At 70.5% G+C, this 23,590-nt stretch carries 22 protein-coding genes; 11 read left to right on the forward strand and 11 right to left on the reverse strand.

The window, feature by feature from the left end; genetic code table 11:
- Positions 1 to 111 precede the first annotated feature (111 nt).
- The 3 genes from NDR87_RS14365 to NDR87_RS14375 all read left to right on the forward strand — a co-directional run bounded on the left by NDR87_RS14365 (position 112) and on the right by NDR87_RS14375 (position 6,429).
- Positions 112 to 1,311, forward strand: coding sequence for a hypothetical protein (locus NDR87_RS14365; RefSeq protein ID WP_251911951.1), 1,200 nt, complete (start codon positions 112 to 114; stop codon positions 1,309 to 1,311).
- Positions 1,312 to 1,405: 94 nt separating this feature from the next.
- Positions 1,406 to 1,825 (forward strand): hypothetical protein, encoded by a 420-nt coding sequence (locus NDR87_RS14370; RefSeq protein ID WP_251911950.1) that lies wholly within the window; start codon positions 1,406 to 1,408, stop codon positions 1,823 to 1,825.
- Positions 1,822 to 6,429 carry a cation-translocating P-type ATPase gene (locus tag NDR87_RS14375; RefSeq protein WP_251911949.1) on the forward strand — a complete coding sequence of 1,536 codons (4,608 nt, stop codon included), beginning with the start codon at positions 1,822 to 1,824 and terminating at the stop codon, positions 6,427 to 6,429. The genes NDR87_RS14370 and NDR87_RS14375 overlap by 4 nt, the downstream gene beginning before the upstream one ends.
- Before the next feature lie 12 nt (positions 6,430 to 6,441).
- Here the strand turns inward: NDR87_RS14375 and NDR87_RS14380 are convergent, their stop codons facing one another.
- The 4 genes from NDR87_RS14380 to NDR87_RS14395 form a co-directional block, all read right to left on the reverse strand.
- The gene (locus tag NDR87_RS14380; RefSeq protein WP_251911948.1) at positions 6,442 to 7,380 is read right to left on the reverse strand and encodes a hypothetical protein; all 939 of its coding nucleotides are present in this window, start codon (positions 7,378 to 7,380) and stop codon (positions 6,442 to 6,444) included.
- A complete protein-coding gene (locus NDR87_RS14385) occupies positions 7,377 to 7,667 on the reverse strand; it encodes a hypothetical protein (RefSeq protein ID WP_251911947.1) in 291 nt (96 codons plus the stop codon). The genes NDR87_RS14380 and NDR87_RS14385 overlap by 4 nt, the downstream gene beginning before the upstream one ends.
- A gap of 330 nt (positions 7,668 to 7,997) precedes the next feature.
- The gene (locus NDR87_RS14390; protein ID WP_251911946.1) at positions 7,998 to 8,240 is read right to left on the reverse strand and encodes a glutaredoxin domain-containing protein; all 243 of its coding nucleotides are present in this window, start codon (positions 8,238 to 8,240) and stop codon (positions 7,998 to 8,000) included.
- Positions 8,237 to 8,569, reverse strand: coding sequence for a nitroreductase/quinone reductase family protein (locus tag NDR87_RS14395; protein ID WP_251911945.1), 333 nt, complete (start codon positions 8,567 to 8,569; stop codon positions 8,237 to 8,239). The genes NDR87_RS14390 and NDR87_RS14395 overlap by 4 nt, the downstream gene beginning before the upstream one ends.
- 113 nt (positions 8,570 to 8,682) lie before the next feature.
- Here NDR87_RS14395 and NDR87_RS14400 point away from each other — a divergent pair, with 113 nt between their 5' ends.
- Both NDR87_RS14400 and NDR87_RS14405 read left to right on the forward strand, forming a co-directional pair.
- Positions 8,683 to 9,120 carry a nuclear transport factor 2 family protein gene (locus tag NDR87_RS14400; protein WP_251911944.1) on the forward strand — a complete coding sequence of 146 codons (438 nt, stop codon included), beginning with the start codon at positions 8,683 to 8,685 and terminating at the stop codon, positions 9,118 to 9,120.
- The gene (locus tag NDR87_RS14405; RefSeq protein WP_251911943.1) at positions 9,099 to 9,656 is read left to right on the forward strand and encodes a GNAT family N-acetyltransferase; all 558 of its coding nucleotides are present in this window, start codon (positions 9,099 to 9,101) and stop codon (positions 9,654 to 9,656) included. The genes NDR87_RS14400 and NDR87_RS14405 overlap by 22 nt, the downstream gene beginning before the upstream one ends.
- On the opposite strand, the gene NDR87_RS14410 is transcribed toward NDR87_RS14405, so the two are convergent.
- The 3 genes from NDR87_RS14410 to zapE all read right to left on the reverse strand — a co-directional run bounded on the left by NDR87_RS14410 (position 9,637) and on the right by zapE (position 12,584).
- Positions 9,637 to 10,539: a class I SAM-dependent methyltransferase gene (locus NDR87_RS14410; RefSeq protein WP_251911942.1), complete on the reverse strand. Its 903-nt coding sequence runs from the start codon at positions 10,537 to 10,539 to the stop codon at positions 9,637 to 9,639. The genes NDR87_RS14405 and NDR87_RS14410 overlap by 20 nt on opposite strands.
- Before the next feature lie 132 nt (positions 10,540 to 10,671).
- The gene (locus NDR87_RS14415; protein ID WP_251911941.1) at positions 10,672 to 11,478 is read right to left on the reverse strand and encodes a tyrosine-protein phosphatase; all 807 of its coding nucleotides are present in this window, start codon (positions 11,476 to 11,478) and stop codon (positions 10,672 to 10,674) included.
- Positions 11,479 to 11,564: 86 nt separating this feature from the next.
- Positions 11,565 to 12,584, reverse strand: coding sequence for a cell division protein ZapE (zapE, locus tag NDR87_RS14420; RefSeq protein WP_251911940.1), 1,020 nt, complete (start codon positions 12,582 to 12,584; stop codon positions 11,565 to 11,567).
- 35 nt (positions 12,585 to 12,619) lie between these two features.
- Between zapE and NDR87_RS14425 the strand changes: the two genes are divergently transcribed.
- The 4 genes from NDR87_RS14425 to msrB all read left to right on the forward strand — a co-directional run bounded on the left by NDR87_RS14425 (position 12,620) and on the right by msrB (position 16,856).
- Positions 12,620 to 13,393: a pyrimidine reductase family protein gene (locus NDR87_RS14425; RefSeq protein WP_251911939.1), complete on the forward strand. Its 774-nt coding sequence runs from the start codon at positions 12,620 to 12,622 to the stop codon at positions 13,391 to 13,393.
- Between the two features lie 32 nt (positions 13,394 to 13,425).
- On the forward strand, positions 13,426 to 14,982 hold the full coding sequence (locus NDR87_RS14430; protein ID WP_251911938.1) for an alpha/beta hydrolase: 1,557 nt from the start codon (positions 13,426 to 13,428) through the stop codon (positions 14,980 to 14,982).
- A 96-nt stretch (positions 14,983 to 15,078) separates the two neighbouring features.
- Positions 15,079 to 16,392 carry a glycosyltransferase family 87 protein gene (locus NDR87_RS14435; protein ID WP_251911937.1) on the forward strand — a complete coding sequence of 438 codons (1,314 nt, stop codon included), beginning with the start codon at positions 15,079 to 15,081 and terminating at the stop codon, positions 16,390 to 16,392.
- 20 nt (positions 16,393 to 16,412) lie between these two features.
- A complete protein-coding gene (gene msrB / locus NDR87_RS14440) occupies positions 16,413 to 16,856 on the forward strand; it encodes a peptide-methionine (R)-S-oxide reductase MsrB (protein WP_251911936.1) in 444 nt (147 codons plus the stop codon).
- 54 nt (positions 16,857 to 16,910) lie between these two features.
- Here msrB and hemQ read toward each other — a convergent pair whose 3' ends face one another.
- The 3 genes from hemQ to hemE all read right to left on the reverse strand — a co-directional run bounded on the left by hemQ (position 16,911) and on the right by hemE (position 20,277).
- Positions 16,911 to 17,606, reverse strand: a complete 696-nt coding sequence (hemQ, locus tag NDR87_RS14445; RefSeq protein ID WP_251911935.1) for a hydrogen peroxide-dependent heme synthase — start codon at positions 17,604 to 17,606, stop codon at positions 16,911 to 16,913.
- A gap of 174 nt (positions 17,607 to 17,780) precedes the next feature.
- Complete coding sequence (locus NDR87_RS14450; RefSeq protein ID WP_251912635.1) at positions 17,781 to 19,127, reverse strand: protoporphyrinogen oxidase; 1,347 nt, start codon at positions 19,125 to 19,127, stop codon at positions 17,781 to 17,783.
- 73 nt (positions 19,128 to 19,200) lie between these two features.
- Complete coding sequence (gene hemE / locus NDR87_RS14455) at positions 19,201 to 20,277, reverse strand: uroporphyrinogen decarboxylase (RefSeq protein WP_251911934.1); 1,077 nt, start codon at positions 20,275 to 20,277, stop codon at positions 19,201 to 19,203.
- A gap of 125 nt (positions 20,278 to 20,402) precedes the next feature.
- Between hemE and NDR87_RS14460 the strand changes: the two genes are divergently transcribed.
- A complete protein-coding gene (locus NDR87_RS14460) occupies positions 20,403 to 21,041 on the forward strand; it encodes a DUF3000 domain-containing protein (RefSeq protein ID WP_308212090.1) in 639 nt (212 codons plus the stop codon).
- Between the two features lie 22 nt (positions 21,042 to 21,063).
- The gene (locus NDR87_RS14465) at positions 21,064 to 22,338 is read left to right on the forward strand and encodes a ribonuclease D (protein ID WP_251911933.1); all 1,275 of its coding nucleotides are present in this window, start codon (positions 21,064 to 21,066) and stop codon (positions 22,336 to 22,338) included.
- 8 nt (positions 22,339 to 22,346) lie between these two features.
- Here NDR87_RS14465 and NDR87_RS14470 read toward each other — a convergent pair whose 3' ends face one another.
- Entirely contained in the window at positions 22,347 to 23,543 is a 1,197-nt protein-coding gene (locus tag NDR87_RS14470) for an arylsulfotransferase family protein (RefSeq protein WP_251911932.1), read from the reverse strand.
- Positions 23,544 to 23,590 lie beyond the last annotated feature (47 nt).

Below are 23,590 nucleotides of genomic sequence, written 5' to 3' on the forward strand. Positions count from 1 at the left end.
TGGATGCGACAGGGCCCACGAAATCCGGACACGCGCCCGGTTCACCGCCGGATGCCGGGTGAGCGCATACCCTTTCGAATGGACGTGCGAAGGCTGGTGTGAGGGGATGCGGTGACGACGAGCCGGATGGATGCGGTCGGCGACGGGGTGGTCGACGATCTGGGCGACGGGATCTCCTTCGGGCTGGAGGAGATCGACGAGACGATCGCCGAGATGGTTGCCGTGCAGGCCGAGGAGCGGCCGCGAGACGGGGAGTTGATCACGCTGCGGCTCGGGCTGGACGGGGAACGGCCGGAGACGCTGATGCTGCTGGGCGTGCGGTACGAGCTGTCCCGCGATCGGGTGCGACAGGTGTACACCCGGGCGATCGGGCAGATCATCCGGCGCGTGCGGGCCACCGGGGTGCCCGACACCGCCGTATTCGCCGAGCGCTATCCGGTCGGATGGGGCGACGAGCGGCTGGTGCGGACACTGCTCGCCGAGACCTATGCGACCGACGCCGATATCGCGGCGCAGGATCTGGCCTATCTCAAACTACGGCTGGCCGGGCATGCGCTGCTGGACGCCAAGCGGATCGCCGGATTCGTCTTCCAGCGCATCGCGGGCTGGCAGCAGCGGGGCCGCTGGCATCCGGCCGAGCCGCGGCAGCTGGAATCGGTTGGGGGACAATTGGTGCCACTGCTGCGCCGGGTGGACTGGCCGACCGGCTCCCCCGCTGCGCTGCCCTCCGCGCCGATCGCCACGCTCGACGCCGACGACGATGCGCGCGGGTCGATGTTCACCGAGAAGCTGGGCCGGGAGGCCGGATTCGACACCGCGCTGGAGGCGCGGCTGCTGCGGATGCTCGATCAGAGCGAGCAGGTCGCCACCTTCGTCGAACGCCCCGCGGCGATCGAATATCGACTCGACGGCGCGCGCCGCACCCATTACCCGACGGTCGCGGCGCGACTGGCCGACGGGCGGGTGGTGCTGATCGACGTGGTGCCGCTGGCCCGGGTGGGCGTGCACGGCAATCGCGTCAAGCTCGCTGCCGCCCGCGCGTGGGCGCACGAACGCGGCTGGGGCTGGCTGGTTTTCACCGGGAGCCGACTCGGCGAACCGGAGCTGGCACACCACGGCGTCGACCCCCGCCACGAGAACCTGCTGCGCAACCGGCTGGCCGCCGGGCCGATGACCTGGGCGGAATTCCGCCGCTATGTCGACGACACCGGCATCGACGTCGTCGACCTGGCGGCCATGACGCTGCGCCACGGCTGGCGTTGGGAGCGCGGGCCGTTCCGCCTCGCCCGCGACTCCACCGCCACCGCCTGACCCGGAACGCGTCCGGCGGCCGCCGCCATGTTTGCCTTGCTCATCTGCGGTTACGTCCAGCACATCGCGATAATTCCGAGGACTGGAAATGATCATGAGCATTGCATCGGGCACTGCGAAGGCGTTGGGCGCCACGGCATCCGCGGCCGGTAAGGCGGTCGGCACGGTCGGGGGCGCGGCGGTGGGGGCGACCACGGGGGCCGCGCGCGGCATGGTCTCCGGCGCGGTCTCCGGCGCCCGCCGGGGCATGGACGCGCCGACCGCCACCGCGCTCGGCGTCGCCGCCGCCGGGGTGGTCGGGCTGGTCGAATGGCCGGTGGTGGCCGCGGCGAGCGGTATTGCCGGAATCGCCTATCTGGCGCGGCGGGGTAAAGACCAACCCGCCCAACAGGATTCGGCACCGAAACCGCGGACGGAAACCAAGAGCGCCGCGCCCGCGCGGACGAGGCGGCCCGCCTCGGCACAGCCGCGCAAGACCTCCGGCCGCTCCCGACCCGCACACGGCACCAAATGATGGCATCACTACGCACGATCGCCACCGCACCGATTCGCCTGCCGCTGGCCGTGACCGGTGCGACGCTGGGCCTGGTCCGCAAGCCGGTCGCCGCGGCGACCCGCGCCCTCGATCCGGGCGTCGCCGAGCTGATCACCGAGCTCACCGACGGATTCGGCCGCGAAATGCCGACCCTGCTGGATCCACGGCGGCAGCGCCACCAGCGCCGGATCACCGTCCGCGACAACCGGATCCACGCCGAGGTGCGTGGTCTGCGCGGAGACGACGGTGGGCGGATCGGCGCTGCGCTGCACCGGCATCTCGATCGGGCGCCGGGAGTGCACTGGTTCCAGGTCAATGCCGCGACCGGACGGGTGACGGTCGCGGCGGATTCGGATCGGCTGTCGACGGATCGGCTCGCGACGATCCTCGAACGCGCCGAGGAGTCCGCCGGGACCGCGGACCGGCCGTGGGTCCGCACCGTCGAACATCCCGCCGACGCCGAACCCGTCCTGACCTCCGCACTGCAACTCGCGGCGGACGTGCTCGGGCTGAGCGCGGCCCTGGCGGGGCGGGCCCTGCCGATGCGGCCGCCCGCGCAGGCGCTGCGGGCCGCGGTCGCCCTGGTCGACGGGCAGCCCCGGTTGCGCGGGCTGCTCGAGACGCAACTGGGCCGCCATCGCGCCGATACCGTGATCACGGTCGGCAATGCGCTGGGCAAGGCCATGGACGCCGAGGTCGCCGGGCTGCTGGCCGATGCGGTGCAGCGCACCGTGCGATTGATCGAGGCGGGCGCCCGCTACGCGCAGTGGCGACGCTGGGACGATCTGGTGACCGAGCCGAACCACCCTGGTGTGCCGCAATGCCGGAACCCCGAACCACGGCCGGTGCCGCTGCCCCGCGGACCGGTCGAGCGCTGCGCCGACCAGGTTTCCAGCGTCTCGGCACTGGCCTCCATGGCCGCGCTCACCGGGGGCCGGGGCAGTTCCGACGCCGCCGACGCGGTCGCGGCCGGGGTGCCGAAGGCGGCGCGGGCCGGGCGGGAGATCTTCGCCGGAACCCTGGCCACCATCCTCGCCGGCCGCGGTGTGCTGACCCTCGACCCACAGGCCTGGCGACGCCTGGACCGGGTCTCGGCGATCGTCGTCGACCGCCATGCCGTGCGCGGCGAGCGGTCGGTGGTGCTGGCCGCGGAGTCCGAGAACGACGACTGGCCGACCGAACAGGTATGGAGCGTGGCCCAACGCCTGCTCTGGCGCGAAGGTGGCGATCTGCCCATCCCTCCCCCACGCGGGCGGCATCGCGACGGTCTGGAGTTGATTGCGGAACATCCCGCACCGGACGGGGCCGAAGCGACCGAGGGCGCGAATTCGCAACCGGGGCAGCCGGACTCGACCGACGGGTCCGGCGCAGCTCGAGACAACGCCGCGCCCCCGAGCGGCGAGGATCCGCGGTGGTTCGTGCTGCGCGAGCGCGGACGGGCCGTGGGCCGGGCGCTGATCGGACGCGAGCCGCATCCGGAGGCGGTGGGACTGCTTGCCGCGGCGCGGAAGGCGGGGCTGCGGGTGGTGCTCATCGGCGATGCGGGCACCGGTGAATTGCGGCGCAGCGCGGACGAATTCGTGCGGGCCGGCGAGTCGGTGTCGGGGCTGGTGCGGCGGTTGCAGCGGCAGGGACATGTGGTCGCGGTCCTGAGCGGCCAGGCCCACCGCGGGCTCGGGGCGGCCGATCTGGGCATCGGCATCGCCGTGCGCGGCTCCGACGGAATGGTTCGCATTCCATGGCAGGCCGATGTCGTATGCCCGGATCTGGGCTGTGCGCACCGGATCATTGCCGCCGCCGGACCGGCGCGGGAGGTCAGCGAGCGCGGGCGAGTGCTCACCCTGTCGGCGGCCACCCTGGCGGGGCTGCTGCTGGCGTCGGGTCCGCGGCAGAGCCGGGCCGCGCGGGCCACCACCCCGGTGTGGGCGGCGACGATGATCGGCTCGGTCACCGCACTGTTCGGCGGCCGCCGGGCCGCGCGGGCCGCGGTACCGTCCGAGGTGCCGCTGGTGCCCTGGCACGCCTTGGAATCCGACGAGGTGCTGGCCCGATTGCCCGCGCCGCGCCGCGAGACTCCCGAACCCCCGTCGCGCCTGTCGGCCGCGGGCGAGCTGTTCGCTGGCCGCCTCGCCGCGCCCGCGGCCACGATGGTCGATCTGGCCCGCCATGTCCGCCGCGAACTGGCCGATCCGATGACACCGCTGCTGGCGGTGGGCGCGGTCGCCTCCGCGCTGCTGGGTTCGCCGACCGACGCGCTGCTGGTGGGCTCGGTGCTGGGTCTCAATGCCGTCGTCTCGGCCATGCAGCGCCGCCGCGCCCGGCTGTCGCTGCACCGGCTGCTGGTCGGGGAGCGGCTACAGGCGCGGGTGATCATCGACGATGTCGAAAAGCAGCTTCCGGCAACGGAATTGCGCCCCGGCGACGTCATCGCGCTGCGCTCCGGCGAGGTGGTGCCGGCCGATGCCCGGCTGCTGGAGAGCGCCGGGCTGGAGGTCGACGAGTCCGGGCTGACCGGCGAATCGGTGACCGTCGAGAAGCAGGTCGCCGCGACACCCGGTGCGGCGCTGGCGGATCGAGCCTGCATGGTGTTCGAGGGCAGTGTGGTCGTCAACGGCGCGGCGCGGGCGGTGGTGGTCGCGGTCGGATCCGGCACCGAGGCCGGGCGGGCGCTGGCGGTCGCCGGGCCGCCACCGGCCGGTGGTGTGCAGGCCCAGCTGCGCATCCTCACCGAACGGGTGCTGCCGTTCACCCTCGGCGGCGGAACCGCCGTCACCGTGACGAGTTTCCTGCGCGGGCTGCCGCTGCGCCCGGCGCTCGCCGACGGCCTGGCCGTGGCCGTGGCCGCCGTGCCGGAGGGGCTGCCGCTGGTCGCCACGGTCGCGCAGCTGTCTGCGACGCGGCGGTTGTCCCGGCACGGGGTGCTGGTGCGCTCCAGCCGCACCATCGAGGCGCTGGGTCGGGTCGACACCGTCTGTTTCGACAAGACCGGCACGCTCACCGAGGGCCGGTTGCGCCTGGTCGCGCTCGCCGATCTCGACGAGGACTGGGACACCGAACAGGCCGGGGATTCGCCGGAGACCCGGCGGCTGCTGCGCGCGGCGGCCCGGGCCTGCCCCAATCCCGACGACGGGCCGATCGTGCACGCCACCGATCGCGCGGTGGTGGAGGCCGCCGACGCCTTCCTCGGCGAGAAGGCCGCCCACAAGTGGGATCCCATCGAGGAGATCCCGTTCGAGAGCTTCCGCGGCTATGCCGCCACCATCGGGCACACCGCCCATCACCTGCGGCTGGCGGTCAAGGGCGCGCCCGAGGTGCTGCTGCCACGCTGCGCGCAGGTGTTGCGCGCCGACGGTCCCCGGCGCAAGGTCGCCTCGTTCGGCGCGGCGGACCGAGCCGATGCGGAGCGGACGGTGCGGCGGCTGGCCGAACGCGGGCTTCGGGTGTTGGTGGTCGCCCGACGCGACTTCGCCACCGCCCCCGACGATGTCACCGAGGAGATCGAACAGCTCACCCTGCTCGGCTTCATCGGCATCGCCGACAGCCCGCGCCCGCAGGCCCGGCCGCTGGTGGATGAGCTGGCGCACAACGACATCGCGGTGCGGATGATCACCGGGGACCATCCGGTGACCGCTCGCGCCATCGCCGAACAGCTCGGCATTCCGGCCGAGGTGGCCGTCACCGGCGCCGATATCGATGCCCTCGACGAGGACGAACAGGCCGCACTGATCGAACGGGCAACGGTTTTCGCGCGGGTGTCGCCGGAGCACAAGGTGCGCATCGTGGCCGCCCTGCAGCGGCGCGGGCACGTGGTGGCGATGACCGGCGACGGCAGCAACGACGCGGCCGCGATCCGCACCGCCGACGTCGGCATCGGGCTGGCCGCGCGGGGTTCGGTGGCCGCCCGCGAGGCCGCGGACCTCATTCTCACCCAGCCGGAGTCGGGTGGGAGCTCGAATCTGAGCCTGCTGCGCGATGCGCTCGCCGAGGGCCGGGGCATGTGGCAGCGGGTGCGCGACGCGATCGGGGTGCTCGTCGGCGGCAATGCGGGCGAGGTGGCGTTCACCGTGCTCGGCACGCTGCTGTCGGGTCGGGCGCCGATCGGGACCCGGCAGTTCCTGGTGGTCAACCTGCTGACCGATCTGGGCCCGGCGATGGCGGTCGCCCTGTCCGACAGCCCACCCCGCCCGGCCGATTCGGAACAACCCAGCCTCGGGCCGCCGCCGGAGATCGGTGGCGACTTCCTGCGTGCGGTGGCCGTGCGCGGCGCGTGCACCACCACCGGGGCCGGGGCCGCCTGGCTGCTGGGCCGCTACACCGGCAGGCGCCGCCGCGCCGAGACCATGGCGCTGGCCGCGCTGATCGGCACCCAGCTCGGCCAGACCCTGGTCATCGGCAGACACAGCCGACTGGTCTGGGCGACGGTCGCGGGCAGCACCGCGCTGCTGGCGGCTATCATCATGACGCCCGGGGTGAACAGCTTCTTCGGCTGTGTTCCGTTGGGACCGTTGGCCTGGGCGATCGTGGTCGGCTGCGCGGTCGGCGGGACCGCGACCTCGGTCCTGGCGGGGCGCGCCCTGCAGTGACCGCGGCCGCGCTCAGTGCAGCAGGATGCCCGCGGCGATGAAGGCGACGATCACCAGCATCGCGAAGCACGTGATCAGCTGCCAGTGCACCAGGGCCTCACGCTGTTTGGCGATGGTCACGCGCAGGGTGGCGTCGACGCGGTCGTGATCGGCGAGGCGACGGCGCGCGGAGTCGAGTTGCTCGACGACCTGTTCGGCGCGCTCGAGTCGGCCCAGCAGCTTGTGTACCTGCTTGGCCTTGTCCCGGGTCGCCTTGCGCGCCAGCGCCAATGCCGTGCGCTGATGCATGAGTTCCTGGCGCTGCTGCGCGATGACGAGCGCCTGCGCGCGCGTGTGCTGCTCCCAGTCGGCCACCGTTGCCCACCCTCCCGTGGTTTCGTCGCGATATCCCCAGGCCAGCTCACCGGCCACCCAGCCCTCGATGAAATCCCGGACCGGCCAGGGCCTTTCGTGCGGTTCCACCACGCCCGCCGGTACGGTCGCGAGCATTCCGGACACGGCCTGATACCGGCAGACCGACGGGGCGAAATCGTCGACGCCGAGGGCCGGTAGCCGGGGCACCCAGAATCCGGGCGGGCACAGCCACAGCACCTCGTCACACCCCACCGCGCGCAGCCGGGCGGTGCGCTCCTGCGCCTCGGTCAGCGAGACCGGCGCGCTGCGCACCTCGATCGCGTACAGCCGAGAACCGTTGCGCCACAGCACACTCGGCGTCTGCGCACCGAGCGGGCGATCGACCTCGGCATCGTCGGCGCCGCAGGCCAGCAACCAGCCGCGTAGCCAGTATTTGAGTCGCTGCACATCCCAGTGGCAGTTACCGCAATCGGCTTCCCGGCACCGCTCCCCCGGCTCGTGACCACGCGGATTCGGTTTCACCACCGGCAGATCGATCGGATCCGGGGCCAGTACCACCGCATGCCCGCCGATCTCGGCCCGTTCCTTCGTGCTCACGCGACCACTTCCCCTACACCGTGCACCCGCGAGCCGATGCGACCCGCTCCCTCCAGAGTGCCGTAAAGATCACGGCCCTTCACGTCGACCTGACCGGATTCGTTACCCAAACGGGAGCGCAGCGTAATCAATCTCCGCCGGTTGGTCTCGGATTCGACACCCGGCGGTCGGTAGGCTTCGCGAATGACTTCGACCGCCCCGGCGCGGGTCTCGGCACCGCCGCGGGTGGCCCGGGTGGCGAATTCGGTGGCGTTCGGACTGCAGGGCTTCTTCCTCGCCGTCGTCATGACCGACTGCCGCAGCAGCGAGATCGGTTCGGGCTCAGCGGCGGCACGGTTGCGCTCTCGGTGGTGTCGGTCGCACTGCTGGCGGCGTGGGGCAGCCTGCTCGCGGAACGACTTGCGGTGCACTGGTCGAGCCGGGTGGCGCTGCGGATCGGGTTGGGGCTCATCACGGCCACCGGCGTGGGCATCGCGGCTGCGCCGACCGTGGCGGTGTGGTTTGTGGCACTCGGCGGCTACGGGGTCACGATCGGCGTGGTCGACGCGAGCACGAATATGCGGGCGGTGTTCAATTCTCCGCACGCCTCTTTCACACCCGCTGAGCGTGCCGACGGCTCAGCCGGACAGTGCCTTTCGGATCTCGGCGACGCTCGGATTGATCAGCACCCGGCCGCGCACCAGGACCGTGGGGGTGATCTCGTCGCCGCCGGTGAGCGTGCGCAGATCCGCGGCGGCGGCCTCGTCCCTGGTGATATCGATTTTGTGAAAGCGGATTCCCGCGCGGCGCAGGGCGAATCCGAGACGCAGGCAGTAGGTGCACCACCAGCGCCAGTACACGGTGATCTGTTCTTCGTTCACGCCTGTGCCTTGTCCGCGATCAGGAAGTAGCGCCCGCCGATCAGTTCCAGCTGCGGGCGGTCCATCGGGATCTCGCGGCCCCGGTGCTCGAGCCGGAAGCGTTCGGCCGCAAGCACATTGCACACCCAGTCGCTGCGCCGCCCGTAGTTCACGGCCACCAGCAGCTGATCGCCGTCCCAGGTGATCCCGACCGGCGTGCGATAGGTCCGCCCCGAGCGCCGACCGGTGTGCACCACGTTCGCGTATCCCGCGACCCGCCTGGCCAGCACCCGGAAGCCCGGATTGGTCACGCGACGATTGAATCCGGCCAACAGACGCATCGCTGTCATCCATCCAGCCTACGCATCGGGCCGATCTTCGAACCGGAATCGCCACCGCCCCTCCGAGCGCGGCGACGGATACCCGCCAGCACTCGCGATCGAGCGGCGGCATCGTAAGCGTCATGATGATTTCGGACAGGGCCGTACTCGCGGGCATGTACCAGGCGGAGGAGCGGTATCTGGCCGCGGGCGGGCCGGGGATGGCGTCGTTCGACCTGCTGGCCCCCTATTTCGCCGCCGATGTGGTGCTGCATCAGGCCGATTCGCTGCCCTACGGCGGAATCTGGCGCGGGCACGCGGGGATGGAGAAGTTCTTTCTCGCCATGAGTGATACCTGGGAGAAGTTCGAGCTGGCCGAGCAGCGCTATCTGAGCGAGAGCGGGCCGCTCGTCATGCTCACCCGGGTGCGGGCCCGGGCCCGAGCCACCGGCCGCGAACTGGAGTTTCCGATTCTGCAGACGATCACCGTCGTCGACGGGCGGATCAGCGAGGTGCGGCCGTTCTACTGGGACACCGCGGCCATCGCCGCGGCGTGTGGATGTGGTGCGATGAGAGCGTGATCGACACTCCTGTCATCGTGGACCGGGCCGGGCTGTGGGATGCCGAGGCGCTCAGCGCCGTGGCGGCGGCGACGTTTCCGCTGGCGTGCCCGCCGGGGATGCTGGCCGAGGATGTCGAGGCCTTCGTCGTGGGAGTGTTGTCGGCGGAGCGGTTCGGGGACTACCTGAGCGATCCGGATCGGACGGTGCTGAAAGCGGTCGCGAATGGGGAGATCGTGGGTTACGCGATGCTTATCGCGGGCGAGCCCGCCGATCCCGATGTGGCTCGGGTGGTTCGGTCGCGCCCGGCCATCGAGATCAACAAGATGTACGTGCTGCCGGGCCAGCACGGCAGCGGGGTGTCGACGGCGCTGATGGCGGCGGCCGTCGACACCGCGCGGCGCGGCGGGTACGCGGTCGTGTGGCTGGGCGTCAATCAGGAGAACGAGCGCGCCCAGCGGTTCTACGGCAAGCACGGGTTCGATCGGGTCGGGGTGAAGACCTTCACCCTCGGGACCCGGCTCTGTCAGGACTTCGTCATGCAGCGGGTGCTGTGAGCGGCTTGGCGAGCGTGACGTAGCGGGAGCCGATCGTCATCTGCCGGAACGGGTCCGGGATCGGCGGCAGCTCGCGCTCGTAGCGGACCGAGAGTTCGGGCACGGTCAGCGAATTCGCCGTCCAGCCGCGCGCGGCGAACCAATCCTCCGGTTCGGTGCGGTCGTCGGTGTAGAACAGAGCGCGCACATCGATCTCGGCCAGCGGCGTATCGCGCAGGTGCTCCTGGAACTCGGCCACTCGGTCGAGATCGTGGTAGTTGTTCAGCGCGTCGAGGGCCAGGCCGCTGCCGGGCGCCGACAGCCCTTCGATGCGTGCGAACAGCGAATCCTGCGCCGCGCCGGGCAAATACGGCAGCAGGCCCTCGGCGGTCCAGGCGGTGGGCACGGTCGGATCGAAGCCCGCGTCGAGCAGGGCGGCGGGCCAGTCGTCGCGCAGATCCACCGCGACCTCGCGCCGGTCCGCGGCCGGGGTCGCGCCATGGTCGTCGAGCACCCGCCGCTTGAACTCGAGCACCTTGGGCTGATCGAGTTCGAACACGACCGTGCCCGCGGGCCAGGGCAGCCGGTAGGCGCGCGCGTCCAGGCCCGCGGCCACGATCACCGCCTGCCGCACGCCCGCCGCGCCCGCGGTCAGGAAGTGGTCGTCGTAGAACCTGGTGCGCAGGCCGATCATCCCCGACATCAGCGGCGACTCCCTGCGCGCGGGATCGGCGAGCCACCGATTCATCCCCTCGTGGCCCGAGGCCGCGACGAACCAGGCGGCATACTCGTCGCGCACCAGCGCGTCCGGCTGCGCGGTCTCCATCGCGCGGGCCGCGGCGACGCCGAGCGCGGTCGCCCCGACGCTGCTCACGATGTCCCAGGTATCCCCATCAGTACGCACGGCATTCCTCCGGCAAGTAGAACCAGCTGTGACGCAACGAGCAGCGATCGATCTTCGTGACCATGGCCACAAAGATCTTACGTCTGTTAACTAAATTTCGTCCAGCTGGAAGCGAATCCGCCGTACGCGGAATCAGGCCAGCAGTTTGGCCCGCAAGGCGGCGACGTCGGCGTCGGTGAGCTTCAGGCCGTCGCGGACGTAGTCGGCGAAGGAGCCGTAGGTCTGGTCGACCTGGGTGAAGGCGGCGTCGAGGGCGGCGGGGACGACGCCGTTGAGGCCGTCGCCGGGGGCGGCGTCGCGGTAGTAGTTCGACAGCAGGTAGTCGTAGGTGACCGTCTGGCGGTCCACGCCCAGGATGGTCAGCAGGATCGCGGACATCCAGCCGGTGCGGTCCTTGCCCGCGGTGCAGTGATAGAGGACCGCGCCGTCGGTGGCAAGGATGTCGTGCAACACGGCGGCGAAGCCCTCGTTCGCGCCGGGGGCGGTGATGAACGCGCGGTACAGATCCGGGCCGGCGGCGAAGGCCGTGGCCATGGTCTGCGGGGCGGCTCGGCCGATGATGTCGTCCCAATTCGACTGGGCGCCCGCGGGAATGCGGTCGGGGGCGATGGCCCGCTCGATGCCCATGCGCAGATCGTCGACGTATCGCACCTCGCGGTCGGTGAGGGCGGCCAGGTCGGCGTCGGTGGCCCGGCTCAGTTCGCCGCTGCGCAGGACCAGGCCGGAGCGGACGACGCGGCCGTCGCTCGCGCGGTAGCCGCCCAGATCGCGGGCGTTGAGCACGCCCTGCAGATGCAGCGAGCGATCGTCGAGTCCGCTGAGCACCGAACTCGTCGCGGCGGGCGGGTCGGCGGCCAGTGCGGTACCGACCGCGGGTCCCAGGGCGAGGGCGAGGCTCGCGGCCAGCGCCGCGGTGACGCGAACGGGACGGTGGGCCATGGCAACTCCCATATTCGAATCGACGCGCCCGAACTGGACGGTCGTACATTCGGATCGCCGCCACCGTACACCGAGCGGTCGCTCGGTCAGGCGGCCGGTACCTCGAAGCGCGACAGCGCCAGCAGTCGCGAGATCGCGCGCAGATACTTCTTGCGGTAGCCGCCGCCCAGCATCTCCTCGGAGAAGATCTTGTCCAGCTTCACCCCGGACACCGTGACCGGGATACCGGCGTCGTAGAGCCGGTCGGCCAGGACCACCACGCGCAACGCCACGGCCTGATCGGTCACCGTATGCACATCGGAGACGAAGACCGCCGACACCCCGGAGATCAGCGCGCCGTAGCGCGACGGGTGCAGGGTGCTCAGATGCCGCAGCAGCGCGTCGAAGTCGTCGAGGGTGGAATTCGGTGTCGCGGCGGCCTTTTCGGCCAGCGCCGCGGGCGCGGTCGGCTCCGGCGCGGGCGGCAGATCGCGGTGGCGGTAGTCCGGGCCGTCCACGCGCACGGTCTCGAACAGCGCGCCGAGCTTGCGGATCTCGCGCAGGAAGTCCTGGGCGGCGAACCGGCCCTCCCCCAGCTGATCCGGCAGCGTATTGGAGGTCGCGGCCACAGACACCCCGCGCGCGGTCAGCTCGGTCAGCAACCGTGACACCAGCATGGTGTCGCCCGGATCGTCGAGTTCGAACTCGTCGATGCACAGCAGGCTGTTGCCCGACAGCCGTTCCAGGGCATTGGTGAAGCCCAGCGCGCCCACCAGGTTGGTCACCTCACCGAAGGTGCCGAACGACTTCGGCGCGGGCGAGGCGTGGAAGATCGAGGCCAACAGGTGGGTCTTGCCGACACCGAAGCCACCGTCCAGATACAGGCCCGCGCCCTCGACCTGCTTCTTCTTGCCGAACAGGCTCTTGCGGCCCTGCGCGGCGTGGATCTTGGCGACCTGCCCGGCGAACTGCTCGGCCTTGCGTACGGCCTCGGCCTGGCTGGGCTCTTTGGGATCGGGAAGGTAGGAGGCGAAGCTCACCTCGTCGAAGGTGGGCGGGGGCACCATCTGGGCGATGAGCTGATCGGCCGGAACCTCCGGGTTGCGATCGACGAGGTGTTGCTGCACCCGCACAGCCTACTGACGTGGTGTGATCGGTCGTTATGCAGCGTGTCCCCAATGCGATCCAGTTCACAACGCTGGCCGCCGACGACCTGGTGCGGTTGTACGCCTATCCGACGCGGCTCGAATCTCCGTGGATCCGAGTGAACTTCGTGTCGAGTATCGACGGTGCGATGACGCTGGACGGGCGGTCCGGGGCCCTGGGCGGACCGGCCGACAAGACCGTCTTCGGAATTCTGCGCGATCTCGCCGACGTGGTGCTGGTCGGCGCGGGCACCGTGCGCACGGAGAACTACGGCGGCGCCCGCACCGACAGCTTCCGGCGCATCCGGCTGTTCCACCACGGCCTGGGCGGGGCGCAGGACGGGGCGGCGCCGCCGATCGCGGTCGTCACCGCGAGCGCGGCACTGGACCCGGCCGCGCGGCTGTTCACCGACACCAGCCGCCCGCCGATCGTGCTCACCACCGCCGCCGCGCCCGCCGAGCGCAAGCACGCGCTGGCCGCCGCGGGCGCCGAGGTACTCGAGGTGGGCGAGACGACGGTGCCCGCCGCGGGCATCCGCGCCGCCCTCGCCGAGCGCGGGCTGCTGCGGGTGCTGTGCGAGGGCGGGCCCTCGCTGTTCGGCGAGCTGATCGTCGCCGAGGCCGTTGACGAGCTGTGCCTGACCGTGTCGCCGCTGCTGGTCGGCGGTACCGCGGGTCGAATCGCGGTGTCGCCCAATGCCTTGCCGACCCCGATGCGGTTGTGGCACGCCCTGCTCGACGACGACGGCACGGTGCTGACCCGCTGGAAACGCGGGCACACCCAGAGCTGAATCGGCCCGGCGAACCTGGCAGGCTGTAGCGCATGCGCTGGAGTCGGGCCGCCCTGCTGGTGTCGTCATCGCTGACGGTTGTCCTCACCGCCGCCTGCGGTGCGGGCCCGTCGAACCGGCCCGGCGTGGCCGTGGAGCGGCCGCACGAGGCCGCAGCGCCCGCGACCACCTCGACCGCCCCCGCCCCGCCCGCGCTGGAGCTGCCCAAGACCGATCTGCGCTGGCGCGACTGCGCGGCGACGACGTTCGACAAGCTGGGGCTGGGCGCGCCGCCCGCCGGGGTGGTCTTCGAATGCGCCGAATACTCCACGCCCATCGATGCGGGTGGTTCGGTGCTCGGCACCTTCCGCACCGCGGCCACCCGCGCCAAACTGGCGAACACCCCCGCCGACGCGCCACCTGTGGTGCTGACCTCCGGTGGTGATCGCTCCTCCACCGCGACCCTCGCCGGACTGGCCGCCGGGCCGAATTCGGCGGTGCTGGCGGCACATCCGGTGGTGGCGGTGGATCGGCGCGGGCTGGGCGGGTCGCAGGCGATCGAGTGCATGCCCTTCGAGTCCCGCCGCGGCATGACCGACGCCGGTCAGTTCGCCGCGGGCGATCCGATCGAGGCGATGATGAAGTTCAGCCAGGACGCCACGGTCGCCTGCCAGGACTTCCTGCAGCCGTATCAGCGCACCTTCGACGCGCCGCACGCCGCCGACGACATCGAACAGCTGCGCAAGCAGTGGCAGGTCGATCGGATCGCGCTCGTCGGGACCGGCAGCGGTGCCCGGGTCGCGCTCAGTTACGCCGCCAAGTACGGCGACCATCTGGCCCGGCTGATCATGGACGCCCCGCAGGCGGTCGACGCCGATGCGGTCACCCGCGCCGAACAGCGGGTCCGGGGAGCGGAGGCGGCGCTGGACGGATTCGCGCAGCGCTGCGCCGCGATGGGTTGCGCCCTCGGCGCCGATCCGCGCGGTGCGATCACCGAGCTGGTGAACCGGGCGCGCGGCGGCGGTCTGGGCGAGCTGTCCGCGGGCGCGCTGCTGACCGCAGTCTCCGCCTTCCTCGGCGATCCGCGCGCCGATCAGCCCGACCGAGTCGGCGAGCTCGCCGACGCGCTCGCGGCCGCCGGACGCGGCGATCGGCACCCGATCGGTCAACTCGTCCAGCGGGCTTCGGCGGCGATCGGCTCCGACGGGCAGTTCGTCACCCGGTGCAGCGACAATCAGCAGCCCGCCACTCCCGACCGGGTCAGGGAGCTCGAAAGGGGCTGGGCCGCCCAGTATCCGGTATTCGGCCGGGACGCCGCGGTGCGGCTGATGACCTGCGCCGCCTGGCCGACGCCCAATCCGACCCAACTGCCGGACAAGTTGCCGCTGCCGGTGCTGCTGCTGGGCACCACGGCCGATCCGGTCACCGGCGGCGAGGCGCTGCCGACCGTGACCGGTGCGCTGGGCCGCGTGGGCGCGACCACGGCCACCGTGCGCTGGCAGGGCTGGGGCCATCCGGTGCTCACCCATTCCGGCTGCGCGCAGCAGGCCGTCGACGCATACCTGAAGGATGCGAAGCTGCCCGCCGACGGCACCGCCTGCCCCGCCTGAGCGGTGATACGGGTCGACGGCGAAAAGTGTCCTGCGGCACGCCCCGACGGCGGGTCCGCGCAACCACCGGCGGGCTTTCCGGTGTACCGTGCCCCAGTGTTGTTTCGTCAGCTCGAGCCACGCACCGCTCGCACGACCGCCGAGGTCTTGAACTTCGCCCTGTGGCCGTTCGCGATCATGACCGTGCTGCACCAGGTGTTCGTGAAGGCCACCAACTTCACCATCACCGACGACTTCGCGCCGGTCTACCGCGCCTCGCTGGCGTTCCTGAACAACCGCGCCGTCTACAACGAGAACTTCGACTACGTCGATCCGCACTACCTCTACCCGCCCAGCGGGACGCTGCTGATCGCGCCGCTGGCGATCATCGACCCCGAGAAGTCCAAGTGGTGCTTCATGGGGCTCAACGCGCTGGCCATCGTCCTGGCCTGGTATCTGCTGCTGCGGCTGTTCAAGTTCCGGATCTCCTCGCCGGTCGCGCCGCTGCTGTTGCTGCTGATGTTCGCCTCCGAAACCGTCATCAACACACTGGCTTTCGGCAATGTGAACGGCTGCCTGCTGCTGGCCGAGGTGGTGTTCATCCATCTGCTGCTGCGGCGGCGCGATGTGCTCGCCGGTCTGGTGATGGGGCTGACGATCGCGGTCAAGCCGACGCTGTCGCCGATGCTGCTGATTCCGATCATGCGCAAGCAGTGGACCGTGCTGATCACCTCGCTGGCCGTACCCGTCGTCCTCAATGCCATCGCCTGGCCGCTCATCAAGGATCCGATGGACTTCGTGCGCCGGACGCTGCCCTACCTCATGAAGAACCGCGACTACTTCAACAGCGCGATCGTGGGCAACGCCAGCTATTACGGTCTGCCGGTATGGCTGATCTGGGGCATTCGGATCGTCATGGGCGTGCTGGTGCTGATCTCGCTGTGGCTGCTGTACCGGTACTACCGCGACGACGAACTGTTCTTCGTGTGCACCGTGTCGGGGGTCGTTCTGACCGCGCTGTTCCTGCTGTCGGGCCTGGGGCAGCAGTACTACTCGATGATGCTGTTCCCGTTTCTGATGACCGTGGCACTGCGCAATTCGGTGCTGCGCAACTGGCCCGCCTGGCTGGCGATCTTCGGCTTCATGACCTACGACAAGTGGCTGCTGGATCACTGGCAGAGCACCGGGCGCGCGCTGGAGTATCTGCGGGTCACCTTCGGCTGGGGTCTGCTGCTGATCGTGGTGTTCTGCGTGCTGGGCGACCGCTATCTGGCCGCGCGGCGCGAGGGACGCCTCGATCAGGGCATCGAACCCGCGTTCCTGCTCGGCACCACCGATCGCCATGCCTGGAATGCCGACGCGCCGCCCGCCCGCAACGGCACCCAGCCCGCCGCCGAGGCCGCGAAAAGCCAAGCGGGCGTGCTCGGTTAGCCGCGCATTAGACTCGGCTCATGAGTTCCGACTCCGACACGTCCCTGCCCGCGCCGAAGATCCAGCTCACACCGCAGGAGTGGAAGGCGCGGCTGAGTCCCGAGGAGTACGCGGTGCTGCGCCAGGCGGGCACCGAGCGCGCGTTCACCGGCGAGTACACCGATACCGAAACCGAGGGTGTGTACGCGTGCCGGGCGTGCGGCGCGGAGCTGTTCCGCAGCACCGAGAAGTTCCATTCGCACTGCGGCTGGCCGTCGTTCTTCGATCCGGCGAAGTCCGAGGCGGTCCTGCTGCGCGAGGACAATTCGCTGGGCATGCGACGGGTGGAGGTCCTGTGCGCCAACTGCCACAGCCATCTCGGCCACGTCTTCGAGGGCGAGGGCTATCCCACCCCCACCGACAAGCGGTACTGCATCAACTCCATCGCGTTGCGTCTGCACCCCTCGGACGACGCATCGCGCTGAGAACCCTACGGTGCGGGTCCTCGGGGTGCACGACCCGAATTACCGGGGCCGCGGTCAGGGCAGCGCCGTGATCAGCTGCTCGACCTCGACCCGCGGACCGGTGAAGAACGGGACCTCCTCGCGCACGTGCAGCCGGGCCTCGGTGGCGCGCAGATCGCGCATGAGGTCGACAATGCGGTGCAGTTCGGGGGCCTCGAAGGCGAGGATCCACTCGTAGTCGCCGAGGGCGAACGAGGAGACGGTATTGGCCCGCACGTCCGGATAGCCACGCGCGGCCTTGCCGTGGTCGGCCAGCATCTTGCGGCGCTCCTCGTCGGGCAGCAGGTACCACTCGTAGGACCGCACGAACGGGTAGACACAGATGTAGGCGCCCGGATCCTCACCGGCCAGGAACGCCGGGATGTGGCTCTTGTTGAATTCGGCCGGGCGGTGCAGCGCCGCGTTGCTCCAGACCGGGGCGCTGGCCCGGCCCAGTTCGGTGGTGCGGCGGAAGTCGGCGTAGGCGGACTGCAGGTCCTCGATGCGCTCGGCGTGGGTCCAGATCATGAAGTCCGCGTCAGCCCGCATCCCGGCGACATCGTAGAGCCCGCGCACCACGACGCCCCGGTCGGCCAGGGAGTCGAAGAACGCTCGTGCCTCCTTGATCGCGGCCTCGCGGTCCTCGCCCAGCACGCCCGGTTGCACCTGGAACACCGAGAACATCAGGTAGCGAATGGTCGAGTTGAGAGCCTGATAGTCGAGTCGCGCCATGGCTCCTATCGTGCCATCCGCGGCGTACCGGCCGCACAGCCGCACCCGGTCCGGACGGACACGCCGATGACGCGCCGCGATTTCGGCCGGAACGGGTGCGAGGGCTGGCGCGGAGCCCCTACTTGTCGGTGCCCTCTGTCACGCTGGCCCCATGACATCGAGTGGGGGAGCGAGTCAGGGCCGGGAGCCGAGAATCCGTTGTGCCGCAGCGGTTCCGGTGGCGGCGCAGGCGGGGACGCCGACGCCGTGCAGATATGCGCCCGCGACGGCGAGACCGGGCAGTTCGGCAACGGCGGCCTCGATCGCCGCGACGCGGTCGACGTGGCCGGGTGCGTACTGCGGCAGCCCGCCGCGCCAGCGCTGGACCACCGCGGTCATGGGCTCGATGCGCAGGCCGGTGACGGTGGCGAGATCGGCGGTGGCGGCGCTGATCAGTTCGTCGTCGGACCACGACAGCGGGGCGTCGTCGCCGAAACGGCCGAACGAGGCGCGCACCAGGGCGATTTCGCGCTGGGCCAGATGGGTCCATTTGCGGCTGGACAGGGTGAACGCCTTGGCGCGCAGGGGTTCCCGGGTGGCGACGAGGATGCCGGAATTGTGCGGCAGCGGAGTGTCGGCGGGCAGGGCCAGGGCGACCACGGCGGAGGAGGCGAGCTGGATGTGCGCGGCCGCGCGAGACGCCTCCGGTGCGGCCGTCGCCAGCAGTCGCGCGGTCACCGGGGCGGGTGTCGCCAGGATCACGGCGTCGACCTCGCCGACCGGGTCCACCCGCCAGCCGTGGGTGGTGCGCGCCAGAGTCGTTGTGGCCGTTGCGGTGCACAGCTTCGGCGCGGCGGCGTCGAGCAGCGCGTCGAGCAGGACGCGGTATCCATCGCGGATGCCACCGAACACCGGTGCGGTCGAGGGCGGCGGGAGGGCGTCGGCGACGGCCCGGGTCAGGCTCGCAGCGCCGTCGTCGAGCGCGGCGGCCAGGGTGGGCAGGGCGGCGCGCACGCCGATCGTGTCGGCGAGCCCGGCGTATACGCCGCCGAGCAGCGGATCGACGCTGCGGCGCACGACCTGTTCGCCGAACCGGTCGGCCACCAGTTCCCCGACCGAGACGTCGCCGCCGCGTCGCCAGCGCAGCGGCCGGTTCGGTTCGTCGGCGATCCGGGCCAGCGTCGCCTCGTCGACCAGTTCGGCGACCGGCTCGGGACCCGCGGGGATGCCCATGAGGGTACGCTCGGGAAGCGGATGCGCCGCACCGTGCGACCAGATCAGCGGGCGCAGCCCGGCCGGAGACACCAGCTGGTCCTCGAGACCCAATTCCCGCAGCAGCGCCGGGATCTCGGGCCGTCGGCCCACGAAGGCCTCGGCGCCCAGATCCACCGGATCCCCGCCGATCTCACCGGTGTACAGAATTCCGCCGATCCGCTCGGCCCGTTCCACCAGGGTCAGCTCGAGCTCGGTTCCCAGCGCCGCCCGCAACCGATACGCCGCCACCAGTCCGCTGATCCCGCCACCGACCACCGCGACCCGCATCACCCGCTCCTCGTCCCGCGCCATCGCCACCTGTCCGCAACCTACCCCCGGCCCGATGACCGGCGGCCGCTGGTCACAGCGGGGCGGGCAGGCTGTGGATCAACTCGACCGTGGCGGTGATCACACCCGGATCGGTATCGGGCAGCACGCCGTGGCCGAGGTTGAAGATGTGGCCGGTCGCGCCGAGGGCCAGGGCCTCGTCGGCCTCGTGGGCGATGCGGCGGACCTCGCGCTCGACGACGTCGGTCCCCGCGAACAGGGTGGCCGGATCGAGGTTGCCCTGCAACGCCTTCCCGGGACCGACCCGGCGCACGGCCTCGGTCAGCGGCACCCGCCAGTCGACGCCGACCACATCCGCGCCCGCCTCGCCCATCGCGCCCAGCAGCTCCCCGGTGCCGACGCCGAAATGGATGCGCGGCACCCCCGCCGCGGCCAGCTCGGCGAACACCCGCTCCGAATGCGGCAGCACGTAGTCGCGGTACTGAGCCAGCGACAACGCACCGGCCCAGGAGTCGAACAGCTGCAGCGCGTCCACCCCCGCGGCCAGCTGGGCGCGCAGGAATTCGATGGTGATGTCGGTGAGCGCGCCGAGCAGAGCGTGCCAGGTGTCGGGAGCGCCGAGCATCATCGCCTTGGTGCGCTCGTGGTGGCGGCTCGGCCCGCCCTCGACAAGATAGGAGGCGAGTGTGAAAGGGGCCCCGGCGAATCCGATGAGCGGCGTATCCCCCAGCTCACCGACCAGCAGCCGCACCCCCTCGGCGACCGCACCCACCTCCTCGTGCCGCAACCGCGGCAAGGCACGCACGTCGTCGGTGGTACGCACCGGCTGAGCCACCACCGGCCCGACCCCCGCCACGATATCCAGATCGATACCCGCCGCCTTCAGCGGAACCACGATGTCGGAGAACAGGATCGCCGCATCCACCCCGTGCCGCCGAATCGGCTGCATGGTGATCTCACACACCAGCTCCGGGTTGAAGCAGGACTCCAACATCCCCACCCCGGCCCGCACCTCCCGATACTCGGGCAACGACCGCCCGGCCTGCCGCATGAACCAAACGGGACGCCGCCTGGGCGTGCCGCCGGTGGCGGCAGCGAGAAACGGCGCATCGGACAACCGGCGGCGGGTAGGAGTGCTCATCACGGCCATCGTATGCGCTCGCCAAGATCATCGGATCGCCCGGAGGTCGGGCCCGACGCAATAAGGCGAAAACATCGAGCTCGACACCGCGCGCCTCCGCACGCGGGATGGCGTTCGGGTTTAGGTTCACAGACGTGACACCGCTCGACTTCCGCGACGGCGCCGCACCGACCCCGGGCCCCGACAGCGAACCCGCCCAGTTTCGCGCCGCGGTCGATGCGATGGGCACCGCATCCGTGCATCCTCGGATCGAGCTCGCACCGATCCGGCCGCCGCAACGCCTCGCCCCCTATTCATACGCTATCGGGGCCGAGGTGAAACATCCGGACACGAATGTGATTCCGGTGGATTCGGAGGGGGACGCGTTCGGACGGCTGATCCTGCTGCACGACCCGAACGGGCACGAGGCCTGGCACGGCGTATTCCGGCTCGTCGCGTACATCCAGGCCGATATCGATGCCGCCCTGGCGGGTGATCCGCTGCTACCGGAGGTCGCGTGGAGCTGGCTGGTGGACGCGCTGGAATCGCGGGGGGAATCGTTCACCGCGTTGGGTGGGACGGTCACCTCGACCAGTTCGGTCCGCTACGGCGACATCGCCGGACCGCCGCGCGCCTATCAACTGGAGCTGCGGGCCTCGTGGACGGTGGGATCGACACGACTCGGACCGCATGTGGAGGCATTCTGCGAAGTTCTGGCCTATGCGGCGGGTTTGCCACCCGCGGGCATTACTCATTTGAGGCCGCGTCCGCAGATTGCCGACGACCGGTTCTGACCGCAACGTAAAGTTCTGGGCTATGCCCGACGAGTCCGAGAATTTCCCGGGTGGGGTCGGGGGGAATGCCACGGCCGTCCCCCTACTGACACCTGCCGACGGCGTGCCACCGGTACTGGACACCGCGGCGGAGATCGCCGACGCCGCCGAGCGGCTGGCCGCCGGCAGCGGTCCGCTCGCCGTGGACGCCGAGCGCGCCTCGGGTTTCCGGTATTCCAATCGCGCCTATCTGATCCAGTTGCGGCGCAAGGGTTCGGGCACCGTGCTCATCGACCCCATCCCGGTGGACGGGGCGCTGACGCCGCTGGCCGAGGTGATCAACGAGCTGGAGTGGGTGCTGCACTCCGCGGATCAGGATCTGCCCGGCCTGGCCGAGCTGGGGCTGCGGCCCGCGCGGCTGTTCGACACCGAATTGGGCGGTCGGCTGGCCGGTTTCGAGCGGGTGGGCCTGGCCGCGATGGTCGAAAAGCTGCTGGGCCGCGAATTGCGCAAGGGTCACGGCGCGGCGGACTGGTCGACCCGGCCGCTGCCCGCGGACTGGCTCAACTACGCCGCCCTGGACGTCGAATTGCTGCCGGAACTGCGCGACGCGGTCGCCGAGGTGCTGGCGGAGCAGGGCAAGACGGACTGGGCGGCACAGGAATTCGAGCACGTCCGCACCAGCGAACCGGGCCCGCCCAAGGCCGAGCGCTGGCGGCGCACCTCCGGCATCCACACCCTGCGCCGCACCCGCCAGCTGGCGATCGTGCGCGAATTGTGGAACACCCGCGATCAATTGGCCCGCGGCCGCGATGTGGCCCCGGCGCGGATCCTGCCGGATTCGGCGATCATCGCGGCCGCCGAGGCGGATCCGAAATCCGTGGCGCAGCTGCGCGCTCTGCCGGTGTTCGGCGGCCCGCGCCAGCGCCGCTACTCGCGGGAGTGGTTGGGTGCCGTGGAACGCGCCCGCGCCCTGGCGGAATCCCAGCTGCCGACCCTGACCCAGCCCTACGACGGCCCGCCGCCGGTGAACCGCTGGGAGCGCCGTGATCCCGAGGCCGCCGGGCGCCTGACCGCCGCCCGCGCCGCCATGGCCGACCTGTCCGGTCGCTACACGATCCCGGTGGAGAATCTGCTCACCCCGGATCTGGTGCGCCGCCTGTGCTGGGACGGGCTGCCCGAATTCCGTTCCGGCGGTAGACCCGACGATCCGGAGCAGGCGATCGACGACTTCCTGAAGTCCGGCGGAGCCCGGCCGTGGCAACGCGAGCTGGCGGTGCCGCGCCTGGCGGAGGCTCTGTTCCCTCCGGCGTCCTAGCGCGGCCGCTATCGGGAACCGGCCGGGGCCACCGCACCCGGCCACCGCTGAAAGTAGGCCCGGTAGCTCGGGGCGGTCAGAGTCGCGTCGAACACCATTTCGCCGGTCGGTGAGAATTCGGAGATGTGCGTCGCGGTGCCGTAGCTACCGAAGCTGTAGCCGTTGGGCAGGCCCTGCACATTGCCCATCGCGAAGCTCACCAGGCCGTCGGGATGGATGAGATTGCGTGCCAGGGTGGCGGTGCGGGTGGCGTGGTCGAGGTCGATCCATTGCCAGCTGGTGTAGCCCTTGTTGTAAATGGCCTGGGAGTTGTTGTTGAACAAACGGATCGAGTTCGGGCCGGTCGGTTCGGCGTCGTGCTGGAAGGCGAACTCCACGCCGGGGCCGAGGGTGAACGAGGAGCGTTTACCGCCGAGCTGCCAATTGATATTGCCGGTCCTGGGGTCGACGTTGTAGACCGCCGAGGTGTGCCGCATGGAGATGAGCAGGTTGCCCTGGGGGTCCAGGTCGATGGAATTCATGTGGTAGGGATCGGGAATCTTGCTACCCGCCATCCATCCCGCGCGTACGTAGGTGTCGCTGACCGAAATATGTCGCAGGGCGCTCCATTGGAACAGGGTCCTGCCGGTCATCGGATCGATGATGTTCGCGACGCAGTCGTACATTTCGCCGTCGACGGGTCCGCCGATGGAGGTGAGATCGGCCCGAACTCGCACGTACGCGGTCACCAACGCCCGGCCGTCCGGCAGGATCCGAAACTCGTGCATATCCGACTTCATATTGGCCGGGGTGAAGGTGCGAATGACGTTGTAGTTCTGATCGGCGATGTAATTGACGCCGGATCCGTGCTGGTCCTCGTTCACGCCCTGGAACCAGGTCAGCACCGGTTTCCCGTTCAGTTCGGACACCCGGAAGTTGGCCATGAACTGCCCCGGCGGCGCGAGCCGACTCCACACCACCTTCCCGGATTTGGTCGCGATGATGTTGGCGTGCCGCGATTGCGGTAACCCGGGGACCTGTGGCGAGAAGACGGCCTGGCTGTAGAAGATATAACCCTCGTTCCCATCCGGCACATTCACGTTCACCGTGAACGGATAATCGGCCACCGCCGCCGGGGGCGTCGGGACCTCCGGCGGCCACAGGGGATCCGCGCCACCGGGCGCGGTCGATATCAGCCCGGTGGTGATGACCAACGACAACACCACGGAACCGGAAATCCGTCGCCGCACGCGTAGGCGGTTCACAGTGCCAT

Origin of the sequence: Nocardia sp. CDC159 (assembly GCF_023740735.1) — a bacterium.
GTDB lineage: Bacteria > Actinomycetota > Actinomycetes > Mycobacteriales > Mycobacteriaceae > Nocardia > Nocardia pulmonis.

Bases quoted from the DNA above. Each gene is read 5' to 3' on its own strand.
- NDR87_RS14370 (WP_251911950.1), top strand. From the start codon at position 1,406: ATGAGCATTGCATCGGGCACTGCGAAGGCGTTGGGCGCCACGGCATCC.
- NDR87_RS14415 (WP_251911941.1), bottom strand. From the start codon at position 11,478: ATGGCCCACCGTCCCGTTCGCGTCACCGCGGCGCTGGCCGCGAGCCTC.
- NDR87_RS14405 (WP_251911943.1), top strand. From the start codon at position 9,099: ATGTGGTGCGATGAGAGCGTGATCGACACTCCTGTCATCGTGGACCGG.
- NDR87_RS14425 (WP_251911939.1), top strand. From the start codon at position 12,620: ATGCAGCGTGTCCCCAATGCGATCCAGTTCACAACGCTGGCCGCCGAC.
- NDR87_RS14465 (WP_251911933.1), top strand. From the start codon at position 21,064: ATGCCCGACGAGTCCGAGAATTTCCCGGGTGGGGTCGGGGGGAATGCC.
- hemE (WP_251911934.1), bottom strand. From the start codon at position 20,277: ATGGCCGTGATGAGCACTCCTACCCGCCGCCGGTTGTCCGATGCGCCG.
- msrB (WP_251911936.1), top strand. From the start codon at position 16,413: ATGAGTTCCGACTCCGACACGTCCCTGCCCGCGCCGAAGATCCAGCTC.
- hemQ (WP_251911935.1), bottom strand. From the start codon at position 17,606: ATGGCGCGACTCGACTATCAGGCTCTCAACTCGACCATTCGCTACCTG.
- NDR87_RS14450 (WP_251912635.1), bottom strand. From the start codon at position 19,127: ATGCGGGTCGCGGTGGTCGGTGGCGGGATCAGCGGACTGGTGGCGGCG.
- NDR87_RS14400 (WP_251911944.1), top strand. From the start codon at position 8,683: ATGATGATTTCGGACAGGGCCGTACTCGCGGGCATGTACCAGGCGGAG.
- NDR87_RS14395 (WP_251911945.1), bottom strand. From the start codon at position 8,569: ATGACAGCGATGCGTCTGTTGGCCGGATTCAATCGTCGCGTGACCAAT.
- NDR87_RS14430 (WP_251911938.1), top strand. From the start codon at position 13,426: ATGCGCTGGAGTCGGGCCGCCCTGCTGGTGTCGTCATCGCTGACGGTT.
- NDR87_RS14385 (WP_251911947.1), bottom strand. From the start codon at position 7,667: ATGACGACGGCGAGGAAGAAGCCCTGCAGTCCGAACGCCACCGAATTC.
- NDR87_RS14375 (WP_251911949.1), top strand. From the start codon at position 1,822: ATGATGGCATCACTACGCACGATCGCCACCGCACCGATTCGCCTGCCG.